General features: G+C 37.9%; 16 protein-coding genes. 12 read left to right on the top strand and 4 right to left on the bottom strand.

Features of this window, described 5'->3' with window-relative positions:
• Positions 1–31 precede the first annotated feature (31 nt).
• The gene (locus C9J34_RS00080; RefSeq protein ID WP_107837809.1) at positions 32–802 is read right to left on the bottom strand and encodes a Cof-type HAD-IIB family hydrolase; all 771 of its coding nucleotides are present in this window, start codon (positions 800–802) and stop codon (positions 32–34) included.
• 311 nt (positions 803–1,113) lie between these two features.
• On the opposite strand from C9J34_RS00080, the gene C9J34_RS00075 reads away from it, so the two are divergent.
• From C9J34_RS00075 to C9J34_RS00065, 3 genes are all read left to right on the top strand, one after another.
• Positions 1,114–1,323, top strand: coding sequence for a DNA-dependent RNA polymerase subunit epsilon (locus C9J34_RS00075; protein ID WP_107837851.1), 210 nt, complete (start codon positions 1,114–1,116; stop codon positions 1,321–1,323).
• A gap of 5 nt (positions 1,324–1,328) precedes the next feature.
• A complete protein-coding gene (gene rnjA, locus C9J34_RS00070) occupies positions 1,329–2,996 on the top strand; it encodes a ribonuclease J1 (RefSeq protein WP_107837808.1) in 1,668 nt (555 codons plus the stop codon).
• A gap of 87 nt (positions 2,997–3,083) precedes the next feature.
• Complete coding sequence (locus C9J34_RS00065) at positions 3,084–3,287, top strand: hypothetical protein (protein WP_107837807.1); 204 nt, start codon at positions 3,084–3,086, stop codon at positions 3,285–3,287.
• Between the two features lie 82 nt (positions 3,288–3,369).
• Here the strand turns inward: C9J34_RS00065 and C9J34_RS00060 are convergent, their stop codons facing one another.
• The 3 genes from C9J34_RS00060 to C9J34_RS00050 form a co-directional block, all read right to left on the bottom strand.
• The gene (locus C9J34_RS00060) at positions 3,370–4,026 is read right to left on the bottom strand and encodes a potassium channel family protein (protein WP_107837806.1); all 657 of its coding nucleotides are present in this window, start codon (positions 4,024–4,026) and stop codon (positions 3,370–3,372) included.
• Between the two features lie 171 nt (positions 4,027–4,197).
• Positions 4,198–5,109: an SMI1/KNR4 family protein gene (locus tag C9J34_RS00055; RefSeq protein ID WP_107837805.1), complete on the bottom strand. Its 912-nt coding sequence runs from the start codon at positions 5,107–5,109 to the stop codon at positions 4,198–4,200.
• A gap of 208 nt (positions 5,110–5,317) precedes the next feature.
• Complete coding sequence (locus C9J34_RS00050; protein ID WP_193768831.1) at positions 5,318–5,749, bottom strand: thioredoxin domain-containing protein; 432 nt, start codon at positions 5,747–5,749, stop codon at positions 5,318–5,320.
• A 198-nt stretch (positions 5,750–5,947) separates the two neighbouring features.
• Here C9J34_RS00050 and C9J34_RS00045 point away from each other — a divergent pair, with 198 nt between their 5' ends.
• The 9 genes from C9J34_RS00045 (at position 5,948) to modB (ending at position 14,317) form a co-directional block, all read left to right on the top strand.
• A complete protein-coding gene (locus C9J34_RS00045; RefSeq protein WP_107837803.1) occupies positions 5,948–6,493 on the top strand; it encodes a helix-turn-helix domain-containing protein in 546 nt (181 codons plus the stop codon).
• A 15-nt stretch (positions 6,494–6,508) separates the two neighbouring features.
• Positions 6,509–7,615, top strand: a complete 1,107-nt coding sequence (locus tag C9J34_RS00040) for an ABC transporter ATP-binding protein (protein ID WP_107837802.1) — start codon at positions 6,509–6,511, stop codon at positions 7,613–7,615.
• Positions 7,605–8,411 (top strand): ABC transporter permease, encoded by an 807-nt coding sequence (locus C9J34_RS00035; protein ID WP_107837801.1) that lies wholly within the window; start codon positions 7,605–7,607, stop codon positions 8,409–8,411. The genes C9J34_RS00040 and C9J34_RS00035 overlap by 11 nt, the downstream gene beginning before the upstream one ends.
• Complete coding sequence (locus tag C9J34_RS00030) at positions 8,411–9,205, top strand: ABC transporter permease (RefSeq protein ID WP_107837800.1); 795 nt, start codon at positions 8,411–8,413, stop codon at positions 9,203–9,205. The genes C9J34_RS00035 and C9J34_RS00030 overlap by 1 nt, the downstream gene beginning before the upstream one ends.
• Positions 9,206–9,208: 3 nt before the next feature.
• Entirely contained in the window at positions 9,209–10,285 is a 1,077-nt protein-coding gene (locus C9J34_RS00025; protein WP_107837799.1) for an ABC transporter substrate-binding protein, read from the top strand.
• A 224-nt stretch (positions 10,286–10,509) separates the two neighbouring features.
• Positions 10,510–11,697 (top strand): MFS transporter, encoded by a 1,188-nt coding sequence (locus C9J34_RS00020; protein WP_338016170.1) that lies wholly within the window; start codon positions 10,510–10,512, stop codon positions 11,695–11,697.
• Positions 11,698–12,316: 619 nt separating this feature from the next.
• A complete protein-coding gene (locus C9J34_RS00015; protein WP_107837797.1) occupies positions 12,317–12,772 on the top strand; it encodes a hypothetical protein in 456 nt (151 codons plus the stop codon).
• Positions 12,773–12,877: 105 nt separating this feature from the next.
• Entirely contained in the window at positions 12,878–13,648 is a 771-nt protein-coding gene (gene modA / locus C9J34_RS00010; protein WP_107837796.1) for a molybdate ABC transporter substrate-binding protein, read from the top strand.
• Positions 13,649–13,651: 3 nt separating this feature from the next.
• Positions 13,652–14,317: a molybdate ABC transporter permease subunit gene (modB, locus tag C9J34_RS00005; protein ID WP_107837795.1), complete on the top strand. Its 666-nt coding sequence runs from the start codon at positions 13,652–13,654 to the stop codon at positions 14,315–14,317.
• Positions 14,318–14,491: the final 174 nt, after the last annotated feature.

The following is a 14,491-nucleotide window of genomic DNA, read 5'->3' as shown; positions in this document are numbered from 1 at the left end:
TCGTTTCTCCTTCTCTTATAAATTCCTCAATCTATACAAGACCTAGCTCCTTCATCGCTTTAGCTAAACCATCATCATCGACATGTGGCGCTTGTACATCCGCTACATTTTTAGCTTCTATATGACCGTTGCCCATCACAACGCCAATACCAGCTTCTTGCAACATTTCAATATCGTTTAGCCCATCGCCAAATGCAATTGTATCTTCCATTGTCATGCCCAGTTTTCCAATTAGTTTTTGAATACCGCGCGCCTTTGATCCCCCGAGTGGTAATACATCACATACTTCCGCATGCCAACGCACGAGCTGCACGTCAGGGAATGCTTTCACATACTCTGCTTCCTCTTCTTCTCGTATAAAGAGCAATGTTTGATAAACTGGATTTTCTTTATAATAATCTGGTTCAACTTGCGGATATGGACATTGCAACGTTTCTAAGCTACAGCGCACCCCTTCATGCTCAGGCATTGAAGCAATCATTTGCTTATCATCGATAAAAACAACTGGATGTCCTTGTGCTGAGCTAAAAGTAACGAGCTCCTCTAAACGTTTATTGCTAAGTCCATCTGTAAAAATAACCTCGCCTTTATAAACAACATATTGACCGTTTAATGTGACATATGTATCAATGTTAAGCTCCTCTCGCAATTCCTCAATCATGTAAGGAGCGCGCCCTGTCGCAATAGCAATCTCATAGCCATTCGCACGTGCCGCGATTATTGCCTCCTTCGCAGAATGTGGGAGCTGTTTTTCACTATTATAAAGCGTTCCATCTACATCAAAAAATAAAATTTTCTTCATTAGTGTATTCTCCTTTACAAAAGTCATAAAATTCTGTATAATTTACTCAAGGAGTGATGTGCCATGCTAAAACGGCTCAAAAAGAAATTGTTGAAACGATTGAATGGCGTCCTCGGAAAAAAATCAATTGCTTAAGCCCTTCTTTTGGAGGGCTTTTCTTTATTTTAAAGGAAACGCATGATAATATAAAGGAAATGCATTTATTTCGTTCATTTATTTCCTACTATGCAAACTTTTCAGACGAGTCATCATGCATAGGCGGTGAATATACAAATGCAATAATAATGTACGTAATTCAAAGGAGAGTCAATATGATTTACAAAGTTTATTATCAAGAAAACAAGCATGAAACGCCAGTTCGCGAAAACACTAAAACACTTTATGTAGAAGCTTCTTCAGAACGTGAAGTACGCGCCTACTTAAAAGAACGAAACTACAATATTGAACTTGTTCAGCTTTTAGAGGGCAACTACTTAGAGTATGAACAAGCAAGTCCAAACTTCCGTCTGGAGAATGCCTAAGTTTTATGAAATTTGTTAAAAATGATCAAGCAGCTGTTTTCGCACTCGGCGGACTGGGTGAAATCGGCAAAAACACATATGGCGTTCAATTCCAAGACGAAATTATTTTAATTGATGCAGGTATTAAATTTCCTGAAGACGATTTATTAGGAATTGATTATGTTATTCCAGACTACACATACTTAGTACGTAATGTAGACAAAATTAAAGGCTTATTTATTACGCATGGACATGAAGACCATATCGGTGGCATTCCATACTTATTGCGTCAATTAAATGTTCCTGTTTATGGCGGTAAACTAGCGCTAGGCTTACTTCGCAATAAATTAGAAGAGCATGGCTTATTGCGCACAACGAAGATGATTGAAATTAAGGAAGAAGATATTATTAAATTCCGTAAAACGTCGGTTAGCTTCTTCCGTACAACGCATAGTATTCCAGATGCATATGGTGTCGTTGTCAAAACACCACCTGGCAATATCGTGCATACAGGAGACTTCAAATTCGACTTTACGCCTGTTGGGGAGCCAGCAAACTTAACAAAAATGGCGGAAATCGGACGTGACGGGGTACTCTGCTTATTATCAGATAGTACAAATGCGGAAGTTCCAAACTTTACGATGTCTGAACGTAAAGTTGGCGAAAGCATTGATGATGTATTCCGTAAAGTAGAAGGTCGCGTTATTTTCGCAACATTCGCATCAAATATCCATCGTTTGCAACAAGTTACAGATGCAGCAGTAGCACATGGACGCAAAATTGCTGTATTTGGCCGTTCAATGGATAATGCCATTACAATTGGCCGAGAGCTAGGTTATATTTCAGCACCAAAGGAAACATTTGTTGATGCGGGTAGCATTAATCGCCTACCAGCCAATGAAGTGCTAATTTTATGTACTGGCTCACAAGGTGAACCGATGGCTGCTTTATCACGTATCGCTAACGGTACACATCGCCAAATCCAAATCCAGCCTGGTGATACAGTGGTGTTCTCATCATCACCAATTCCTGGTAACCAAATTAGTGTCAATAAAATTATTAATTTGCTTTATCGTGCTGGCGCTGAAGTCATTCACGGCTCACTTAATAATATTCATACTTCTGGACATGGCTCACAAGAGGAGCAAAAACTGATGCTTCGTTTAATGAAGCCAAAATTCTTTATGCCAATCCATGGTGAATATCGCATGTTAAAAATGCACACACAGCTCGCTGAAGATTGCGATGTGCCAATTGGCAACTCTTTCGTGATGGAAAATGGTGATGTTTTAGCATTAAGCGCTAATGAAGCACATGTTGCTGGTCGCATTCCATCAGGCGATGTTTACATCGATGGCAATGGTATCGGGGATATCGGCAATATCGTTTTACGTGATCGCCGCATTTTATCTGAGGAAGGTCTTGTCATCGTTGTTGTCAGTGTCGATATGGCAAAACATAAAATGGTTTCTGGCCCAGATATCATTTCACGTGGCTTCGTTTATATGCGTGAATCAGGTCTAATGATTAATGAAGCGCAAAAAATGCTTAACCAACATTTAAATCGCGCAATTCAAGATAAATCCATTCAATGGGCTGAGCTAAAAAATGAAATAACAGACGCTTTAGGTCCATATTTATATGAAAAAACAAAGCGTCGCCCAATGATTTTACCAATTATTATGGAAGTATAATCAGAAATGCATAGGAAAAGCCGAAATTAGGCTTTTCCTATGCATTTTATTTTTATTTCTGCGGAAAATAGTTAGGAGGTGATAAAAGTGGAGCCAAATAAACAATTCAAAACAAAGCATTTGCACAATCCCGATGTGTTGGATACAGAGAAAGAAAGCATCTTCGACATGCATGAAGATATGAAAACGGTCGATGCTATCCCTGTTGAGGATCTAAACGAGCAGGTGAAAGATGAACGCCATAAACATCACACCAAAAATACTTCATCTAGCGAAAAGCGCTATGAATAGGGGGAAAATCAGCTAGCGCTGACCTTCCCCCTGTCTTTTATTCTACGTTTTCGGAATTTTATTCCACGTTCGCAAATTTCCCCTACAAAGCTTTCTTCACAAAACGGTTAATATCAACATCCGCACCAATGACTAGTAGTACATCACCTAATAAGATGGGGTCTTGTGGTACAGGTGAAACGATGATTGTTGCCCCTCTTTTAATCCCTACTATATTAATGCCATACTGTGCACGAATGTTTAAATCAATTAAATTATACCCTGCAATTTTATCACTTGCTTTAATTTCCATAATAGAATATTCATCAGAAAGCTCCAGATAATCAAGCACATTCGTTGACATCATGTTGTTGGCAATACGTATGCCCATATCTCGTTCTGGATGAACGACAAAGTCAGCACCGATTTTTCTTAATACTTTTTCATGATAATCATTTTGTGCCTTTACTGTAATTTGTGGAACACCATGCTCCTTTAAAATAAGCGTTGTTAAAATACTCGCTTGAATATTCTCACCTATCGCTACAATGATATGCTCAAAATTCCATAGACCTAGCGATTTAATCACGGATTCATCTGTCGTATCTGCCACAACCGCCTGTGTTGCAATAGAAGCATATTCATCAACACGCTCCCGCATGGAATCAATCGCCATCACATTTGCTCCAAGTGAGATTAATTCTCTTACGATGCTTCCACCGAAGCGGCCTAATCCAATTACTACGAATTCCTTTTTCATTATTTCGCCTCCAACTCTGCTGCCAACAGTTTAACTTATATTGCTACATTTAAGCAAAGTTTGAGACTATTTGTTAATCGAATATTGTTTAGCCCATATATAAGTCCATCGTTTTCACATGCTTGCTTAAATCCAACAGCAATTTACTTTATCTCAATCATCGAGCTTATCCTATTCGTATATATCGAATATTTCCTCGTTAATTAATCCAGCAATAAAAGTCGCAAAGTTAGGCGCTAGGAAGGTGATGTAGTAATCATCCTCTTGGTCTACATGCACAACAGCAGGCTCACCATCGTTTCCACATGCACGATAATCAAGCATAATAACATCATGACCTGCCGATGGGCAATCAGCTATTACAACACCGATATTTGGATAACCCCATTCCTCCAACATAAAATTACTCCCTAACTCACCACATAGGCTATATGTTTTCTCACGACCAATCCCCATAATCCCCGTAATCGCAACATGATCCTCTGCCCATGAAGTTGGCATCACCGTTGGAAAACAAGTGTTTACAGGGATACCACCATTCTGTTGCTGCATCAACCAAATATAATCTGCTGGCAATTTATAGCCAAGCTCCTGCTCTATCGAAGCAATTATTTCAGGTGTAGGTGACGCTTCTACATAATTTTTATTTGCATAATCGCTTTGCTCCCAAAATTGGCTAAAATCACGTTTACGAAAGGGTATATGCTGCATATTCTCTGTCATTTGTACTATGTTTTTCATAATCTTGCGACAATAAATGATATACGCCTCAACTCTATTATCAAATGCTAACTCTTGCGCTTTTTCAAATGCAGCCAGTGCCTTTTGCCATTTCTGCAGAAAGAAATAAGCATAGCCAACACGCCAATACCAATCAGCATCTTGTTGTCCCTGCTGTTTAACTGTTTCCAGCTGCTGCAATGCTTCAGCGTAACGCCCTAAATTATTCAGCGCACGCCCATAATGACCGATAATTTTATAATCTCTCTCTACTATAGGAAGCTGTTCAATCGCTTCTACAATTTGTTCATGCTGCTTCTCTTCATACCAACGCTCTAATTGATTTACTAAGTCTTTCAACACAGGCCCACTCCCTCTTCAACCACAATTTTATTTCCATCTTATCTAAAAATTATAGTATATTTCCACCCTTAAAAGCAAACATACATTCTTTTTTGGTTTATAAATAAAGCGCAAGAAATCCATGATAAAGGTAGTGAACCCAAAAGTTAGTTTTTTTACTCTAACTTTTGAGGTGCAGCACCAAAATACTGATTTCTCACGCTCTTTACTATTTACTTTCTCTTAATAAATACTGTATTTTATTTTCAATTAAGCGCATACTTCCTGCAACTTGCATATGGCGTAATTGCTGCTGCTTATCAAAAATATAATAGGCTGGTACAAAGCGAGGATTATAAATATCCGTTAAATATTTATTATGATCTAAGAAGACAGCTTCTCTAATATCAAACTGGCGCACAGCCTCCTTTACCGTTGCAAGTACTTCATCATCAGGCTGCCTCGGCATATGAACCGCAACTAAATCAATTTCATAATTTTTCGCAATCGTATAAAGCTTTGGCAATAACTCCTTGCATAGAGAACAACTCACTGACCAAAAATGGACAATCGTAATATTCGTTAAATCATCTTTTCTTACTTTACGATTTAGCCAACCTGTTACGCCTTTGAATTCTGGCATCGTCTCTTTCAATTTCATCATTATCTCCTCCTTCTTTACAATATGTAAACAGCCGAGAAAATTTGCTCTAAATTCCTTGTAAAAAATTTTGAAATCCCTTGTTTTTTAAGTAGAAAACTGTATAATTATCTTTGCTTTTGTAAACTTAAAGTTTTGTAAAAGTAAACTTTCATAACTCTTAGTTTAAAATTACTAAACTTATAAGGAGGCAAAGAAATGCAAATTGGGATGAAAATAAAGGAGCTTCGCCTAAAAAAAGGCCTCACTCAGGAAGAGCTTGGCGAACGAACGGATTTAACAAAAGGCTATATTTCACAGCTTGAACGCGATTTAAACTCTCCTTCTATCGAAACATTATTTTCGATTTTAGAGGTGCTTGGCACAACGCCAAAGCAATTTTTTGATGATGAAAAGTGGCAAAATAAGCATGTTGTTTTTACGAAGGAAGATCGCAGTAGCTTTACGGATAATGACAAACAATATGAGATTGAATGGTTAATTCCAACATCAAATGATAAAGAAATGGAGCCTGTCTTTTTAAAAATACATAAAGATGGGGCTTTTAAAGCGTTTGAGCCGTCCCTTGCTGAAACGTTTATTTACGTATTAAAGGGGCGCATTCGCGTCGTTATTGGGGATGAAGCCTATATCGCAACAGAGGGACATTCTGTTTATTATGATGCAGTGTCCAATCACCAAATTTTCAATGTATATGACGGGACAACGGAATTGTTGCTCGTCGCTACGGAATCTTATTTATAGTTTAGGAGGCTTGTCATGGACAACAATACAATTATTCGCTTTGAAAATGTAACGAAATCTTATGACGACGGAACAGTCGTATTAAAAAATATTAATTTTGAGCTAGAAAAAGGGAAGTTTTATACATTACTTGGTCCATCTGGCTGTGGAAAAACAACGATTTTGCGTATTATTGCAGGTTTTACTGAACCAACTGACGGCTCTGTTTTCTTCCATGATAAAAAAATTAATAATGTACCAGCTAATGAACGTCAAGTAAATACAGTGTTCCAAGATTATGCACTGTTTCCCCATTTAAATGTTTTTGAAAATGTGGCATTTGGTTTACGTATTAAAAAAGTGAAAGAAGTAGAAATTGAACAGCGTGTGCAAGAGGCATTAAAATTCGTTAACTTAGCAGGCTATGGTAATCGTGAAATTTCTGAAATGTCTGGTGGTCAGCGTCAGCGTGTCGCCATCGCACGTGCCATCGTTAACGACCCTGAAATTATTTTATTAGATGAGCCATTATCAGCACTTGACTTAAAATTGCGTACAGAAATGCAATATGAACTACGCGAATTACAGCAGCGGCTTGGCAAAACCTTCATTTTTGTCACACATGATCAAGAGGAAGCATTAGCAATGAGCGATGAGATTTTCGTTTTATCGAATGGTGAAATTCAGCAATCGGGTACGCCAGTTGATATTTACGATGAGCCAATTAACCGCTTCGTTGCTGACTTTATCGGGGAATCGAATATCGTTGATGGCATTATGATTGACGACTTCCGTGTTCGCTTCGCAGGCAAAGAATTTGAATGTGTCGATCAAGGGATGCAAAAAAATGAGAAAATCGATATTGTCATTCGTCCAGAGGATTTAGAAATTACAACGGTGGAAAAAGGGAAATTAGTAGTTACTGTTGATACACAGCTTTTCCGTGGCGTGCACTATGAAATCTCAACATACGACCAAGATGGCAATGAATGGCTTGTTCACTCATTGAAAAAAGCAGAAGTAGGACAACAAATCGGCTTAGATTTCGATCCAGAAGCTATTCATGTTATGCGCTTAAACGAGACAGAGGAAGATTTCGACAAGCGACTTGAATCATATGGAGATGATGACGATGCAAACTAAAAATTCAAAAAGCGCATTATTTCCTTATGTGATTTGGATTGCGCTCTTTGTAATCGCACCGATTGCTTTAATTATTTATTATTCCTTGCAAGACTTAGAAGGGAATTTCACATTAGCTAACTATGCAGCATTTTTCTCAACTGTGTATTTAAAAATGACGTTGTCTAGCTTTTGGTACGCCTTTTTAATTACATTTTTCACATTGCTTGTATCTTATCCAGTCGCTTATTTATTAACAAAAACAAAGCATAAACATTTATGGTTGATGCTCATTATTATTCCTTCATGGATTAACTTGTTATTAAAAACATATGCCTTTATTGGTATTTTCGGCTTATATGGACCAATCAATGCCATGATTGAAGTGTTTGGTTTCGACCCACAGCAAATGTTATTTACTGATTTTAGCTTTGTATTCGTATCGGTTTATATTTTCATACCGTTTATGATTATTCCAATTTTCAACTCGCTTGATAAGCTAAATCCAACGCTTGTCTATGCGGCACGCGACCTTGGTGCTTCAAGCTTCACAACGTTCCGCCGCGTCATTTTCCCATTAACGATTGATGGCGTGAAATCGGGCATTCAAGTAACATTTATTCCTGCACTATCGCTCTTTATGATTACGCGCTTGATTGCAGGAAACCGTGTCATTACGCTTGGTACAGCGATTGAGCAGCAATTCCTCGTATCACAAAACTGGGGAATGGGCTCAACCATTGCGGTATTTTTAATCTTCATTATGGTATTAATTATGTTATTTACAGGAAAAAAATCTAAGGGAGGTCGCGTATAATGGAAAAGCTATCGCCCGTTTCTAAAATTTATTTGGTGCTCGTTTTTGTAATTTTATATGCGCCAATCTTTTACCTTATTTTTTATTCGTTCAATAGTGCTGGCAATATGAACGACTTCGAATCCTTTACATGGGAGCATTATGCGGCTGTCTTTGGTGATTCACGCTTAATTGTTATTTTAATTAATACCATTTTAGTGGCATTGCTTTCTGGCTTGTTGGCAACAATTATTGGGACATTCGGAGCAATCGGCATCGTTTCTGTAAAGAATGCCAAAATGCGCAGCGTTTTGCTTTCTTTAAACAACGTGTTAATCGTAAGCCCAGACGTTATTATCGGTGCCAGCTTCTTAATTTTATTTACATTTATCGGTGTGAAGCTCGGCTTTGCCTCTGTGCTTGTATCACATATCGCCTTCAGCGTACCGATTGTTGTGCTGATGGTGTTGCCAAAATTGCTCGAAATGAATACATCGTTAATTGATGCGGCACGCGATTTAGGGGCAACAAAACGCGATGTGTTAATGCGTGTGATTTTACCTTATATTGCACCAGGGATTTTCGCTGGCTTTTTCATGGCACTGACGTATTCATTAGATGATTTTGCTGTGACATTTTTCGTCACAGGAAATGGCTTTAGCACATTGTCAGTCGAAATTTATTCGATGGCACGTACTGGTATCACTTTAACAATTAACGCGATTTCTGGTTTAATTTTTGTGATTACTGTACTGGTTGTTGTCGGCTACTATTTTGTCAATAATCGCTCAAAGCAAGCAAAGGTGGGACGCTAATCAATGAAACAGTTACTACAAGCAACAATTGCAATTGTTATTACATGTGCCCTGTTGTTTTTAGCTGCCAGCCAGCTGCAAGTAAAAGGGGGCAAAGGTGGGACAGATACGCTCACAGTTTTCAACTGGGGTGAATATATCGACCCTGATTTAATCAAGGATTTTGAAAAAGAAACAGGCATCCACGTGATATATGAAACATTTGATTCAAATGAAGCAATGCTAACAAAAATTCAACAAGGTGGTTCAGCATATGATGTCGCTGCCCCTTCTGAATATACAGTGGAAATGATGAAGGAAAAGGATTTATTAATTCCTTTAGATCATACTAAAATACCAAACATCCAAAATATTGACCCTTACTTTTTAGATTTAACATTTGATCCAGGAAATCAATATTCACTTCCGTACTTTTGGGGAACGGTGGGTATCGTCTATAACCCTACAATGATTGGCGAGCACTTAACGTTTGAATCATGGGATGATCTATGGGACCCTTCATTAAAGAACAAAGTCTTTTTAGTTGATGGTGCACGTGAGGTAATGGGGATGGGCTTAAATTCAATTGGTCAATCTTTAAATACGAAGGATGAGCAAATTTTACGTGCGGCAACAGATAAGTTAATTACCCTTGCACCAAATGTAAAAGCGATTATTGGTGACGAAATTACGCCATTAATGATTAACAATGAAGCATCTGTTGCCTTAACTTGGTCAGGGCAAGCAGCAGATATGATGTTTGAAAATGAAGATTTAACGTATGCTGTGCCTGAAGAAGGCTCAAATTTATGGTTCGACAATTTCGTTATTCCAAAAACAGCGAAAAATATTGATGGTGCACATGCCTTCATCAACTTTATGCTTGATGCAGAAGTTAATGCCCAAAATACAGACTATGTCGGTTACTCTACACCAAATGCGGTAGCAATGGAGCTAATGGACCCAGAAGTAGTTGAAGATGAGCGTTACTACCCAGATGAAGAAGCACGCGAGCATCTTGAAGTATACGAAAACCTTGGTCTTGAATGGCTAGGAAAGTATAATGAATTGTTTTTAGAGTTTAAGATGAGTATGAATTAAGTTAAGAGCTGTCTGGAAATTTTCTTCCGACAGCTTTTTTTGAAGTGAATTTGTCTATCAGTCAATTTTGTAGTTCTATTAGCAACTTGAAATGATATCAGCGACTTTCGCATATAGCGGCGACCTCTCATCTATCAACTTTGCTCTTAATCTTAATTAATAGCAGTCCCCTACTCCTTATGGTAGACTTAGTTCAATTGAAATCAATAAGGGATGGAAAACAAATGACACAACAAACGAATAAATCCGCACTCTACATATTAATGTTTAGTTTGTTTATTACAATGGGCGGTATCGGAATTATTATTCCTGTAATGCCCGATTATTTATTGCTTTTTGGTGTTGGTGGAAAGGCACTTGGCTTTCTTATTGCGGGCTTTGCTTTAGCACAATTTTTATTTTCGCCAATTGCTGGCGATTTATCTGACCGGCATGGACGCAAATTATTTATTATTACTGGTCTTGTCATTTATGGCTTGGCACAAATTTTCTTTGGGCTTGCGACAGATATTTGGATGCTGTTTGCTGCACGCTTTTTAGCTGGGCTTGGCGCAGCATTAATTATGGCACCGACAATGGCTTATGTGGCGGATATTACGACAGTAGAAGAACGTGGTAAAGGGATGGGTATGCTAGGTGCTGCTATGTCGCTTGGCTTCACAATTGGCCCAGGCATTGGTGGCTTTTTAGCAAAGGTAGATTTACACTTCCCATTTTATATTGCAGGGGGCTTCGCGATAGCTACGGCGCTTATTTCTTACTTTGTTTTACCAAATGTTGCTGTACAATTGAAGCAACAGACAAAAAAGGATAATGTCTTTAAACAATTAGCCAACTCTGTGAAAATGCCCTACTTCGTTATACTAATTGTTATTTTCACATTTAGTTTTGGCATTGCAAATTTCCAAGCAACAATGGCTATTTATTTAGGCTATAAATTCCACTATACGCCAACAGACATCGCCATTGTGCTAACAGTTGGCGGCTTTGCAGGTGTTATTTTGCAAATGTTTGTTATCGATCGACTATTTAAGCGTTTTGGTGAGATGAAAGTAATTCTTGTCAATTTACTCGCAGCAGCAATTACGATGCTATTGATGGTTTATATTAGCGGCTTCTTTGTTATTTTAGCCGTTGCTACACTGTTCTCCATCGCGACAACATTTATTCGCCCAGCGGTTAATACACTTGTATCAAAGCTGGCTGGTAATGGACAAGGCTATGCAGCGGGAATGAATAATGCCTATATGAGCTTAGGCAATATGGTTGGTCCTGCGCTTGCAGGCACTTTATTTGATTGGAATATGAACGCACCTTATATTTTCGGAACAATTATTTTACTGGCATGCTTACTTCTTGCTTATACGTGGACTGCACGCAAAGCCCCGCATTTAATGCAGCCAAGTGAATAATAATATCTTTTCAAATGTTATGGTGTCACACTATAATTTAACCTATTTAGTACCCTAAAAAACAAAAATAAAGGATTGTTCTTTCCAAATAAAGGGGCTATAATAAAAAATATACGAATGGCATTGAAATATTTTCATTTTTAATGTTTGATTGCTATTGTAAAATTAAATGAACAGTAGGTTGAATTTTTAGCATGCCCTGCTAAGAGTTTTATCCACCTTGAATGACTAACATGCAAATAGTGTGTCATTTCTTGGTGGATTTTTTAGCTTTATGCCAGACAAACTGGATATGAAACTCTTAGCTTGTGCTCCTTTATCACTAATTTGTATGGATAAGGAAAATCTCCACTGATTAAAGATTTACTTTATTTATGAAGGCTTTAGCGCAAAAAATGAATCTCAACATTCTGTTATCGGAGAAAGCGAGGAGGAACTGACTTGGCTTAAACAATATTATAATTAATAGCGTAATAATAGAAGAGACAACAACCCTTGATACAATTAATCAAAATGCTATTACATACCCGTAAAACTTTAGGCAATCACGGTGTTATTTTTTGTTGGCAGCAGAATTGCAGTTATTTAGAACTGATTATTTCAATAAGGAGGTTTGACTATGATTGATCCACTATTCAACATGAAACAAACACTTTTTACAAAAGACACTACCTTTATGAATGAGGATGGTAAAGATTTTTTCAACTCTTTAGTAGGAGCATTTGATGCACGTGATAAAAAACATGCTAAATCACAGTCACAAGCGATGTTCAATCTCTTTTCACACGCAAGCTCTGTTGCGCTTGGTAAAGGGCTTTTATCAGGGACAAAAATACCAGAAGGCATTCACCCATTTCTTGATACAAACAATAAAAATGGCGCCACAGCTGAAAGTTTCTTACAAGCAAAAATGCACAATAATATGCTGCATGCTCTGTCTACTGCAAAAGGTCATTTAGAAAAGCAAATGAATGCCTATAAAAATAACAGTGGCTCCTCAAAAGAACTACTGCAAAAAATGGAATCTAGTATTGCGCTTGTTGAACAGTATCTCACGACAAAAAAAGATGAGTAAATACAACAAGATGCACTCAAAAATTTAGCAGTTGGCCATGACTTGCGTAAACAGAAACCCCTACAACAATTGAATACTATCTAACACGAAAGAGGTAAATAATTTATGAAAAAATTTTATAGCATAGCAATTTTATTATTTTCAATTTTATTAGTCGGCTGTAATAGCCAAACAGCTAACGATGAAGCAGTAGAACTAACAATTTCCGCTGCGGCTAGCTTACAAGAGGCTTTAGAAGAATTAAAGACGACTTACACAGACGAGCATCCAAATGTGACGATTACCTATAATTTTGGTGGCTCTGGTACATTGCAACAGCAAATATTGCAAGGTGCACCTGCCGATTTGTTTTTCTCAGCAGCAGAAAATAAATTTTATGAGCTGGTAGATGAAGAGCTTATTGACCAAAAGCAAGGCACAAATTTACTTGCAAATGAACTAGTATTAGTTGTTCCTACAAACAATGACAAAAGCATTCAATCTTTTGAGCAATTAAAAAATGCAGAAAAGATTGCGCTTGGCACACCAGATAATGTTCCTGCTGGCCAATACGGAATGGAAGCATTACAAAACCTAGGATTATGGAATGAGCTAGAATCTAAAATTGTTTATACAAAAGATGTGCGACAAGTACTGACATATGTTGAAACAGAAAATGTTGATGCAGGCTTAGTTTATAAAACAGATGCACTCATCTCAGATAAAGTCGAGATTGTCGCAACTGCTGATAGCGAAACACATACACCGATTATTTATCCAGTCGGCATTTTAAAGGATAGCAAGCAAACTGCAGCTGCCACAGATTTTTATCAATTTTTACAAAGTGATGTAGCAATGAACGTCTTTGAAAAGTACGGCTTCAAAAAGGGACAGTAGTCGATGAGTGCTGACTTTTGTTCTCCACTCAAGCTTTCTATCGAGATTGCCTTTGTGTCGACTAGTATCGTTTTGCTGGTCGGCACTTTGTTAGGGAGATGGATGGCTAGACGCCATTTCCCTGGAAAATTACTTGTAGAAACCATGCTATTATTGCCACTCGTCTTACCGCCTACGGTTGTCGGCTTTTTATTAATTATCCTTTTTGGAAAAAATAGTATGTTAGGTAGCGCCATTATTTGGATTTTCAATCAGCCAATCATGTTCACATGGTGGGCGGCAGTACTTGCTGCAACCGTTGTTGCTTTTCCACTTATGTATCAATCCGCTAAATTAGGCTTTGAGTCGATTGATCAAAACATTGAAAATGCAGCACGAGTAGATGGCGCAAGTGAAAGGCAGGTTTTTTGCTATATAGCCATCCCCCTCGCCTTCAAAGCACTTATAGCAGGTGGTATACTCAGCTTTGCAAGAGCTTTAGGTGAATTTGGTGCAACATTAATGTTTGCTGGCAACTTACCTGGCAAAACGCAAACTGCATCAATCGCCATTTATATGGCAATTGGCTCTAACAATATGTCCTTTGCTTGGGCATGGGTTGGCTCTATGGTCGGGATTTCATTCCTTATGTTATTAGGTGTACATTTAATAAGAGCGAACAATTCATGATGAATTGTTCGCTCTTATTGTTTGATTTGTGAGTTTGGGGATTTATTTGTCGGTTACCCTCAATTATTAGCAATTTTCTCGATTTATTTGCAGGTTTCCTCAGTTTATTTGCGACTTTCTCGATTTATTTGCGGGTTTCCTCAGTTTATTTGCGACTTTCCCGATTTATTTGCG

The sequence above is a fragment of the Metasolibacillus meyeri genome, assembly GCF_003049505.1.
GTDB classification, from domain to species: domain Bacteria; phylum Bacillota; class Bacilli; order Bacillales_A; family Planococcaceae; genus Metasolibacillus; species Metasolibacillus meyeri.
Note: the sequence above shows the minus strand (reverse complement) of the source record. Positions and strands in the feature narration are given on the sequence as shown.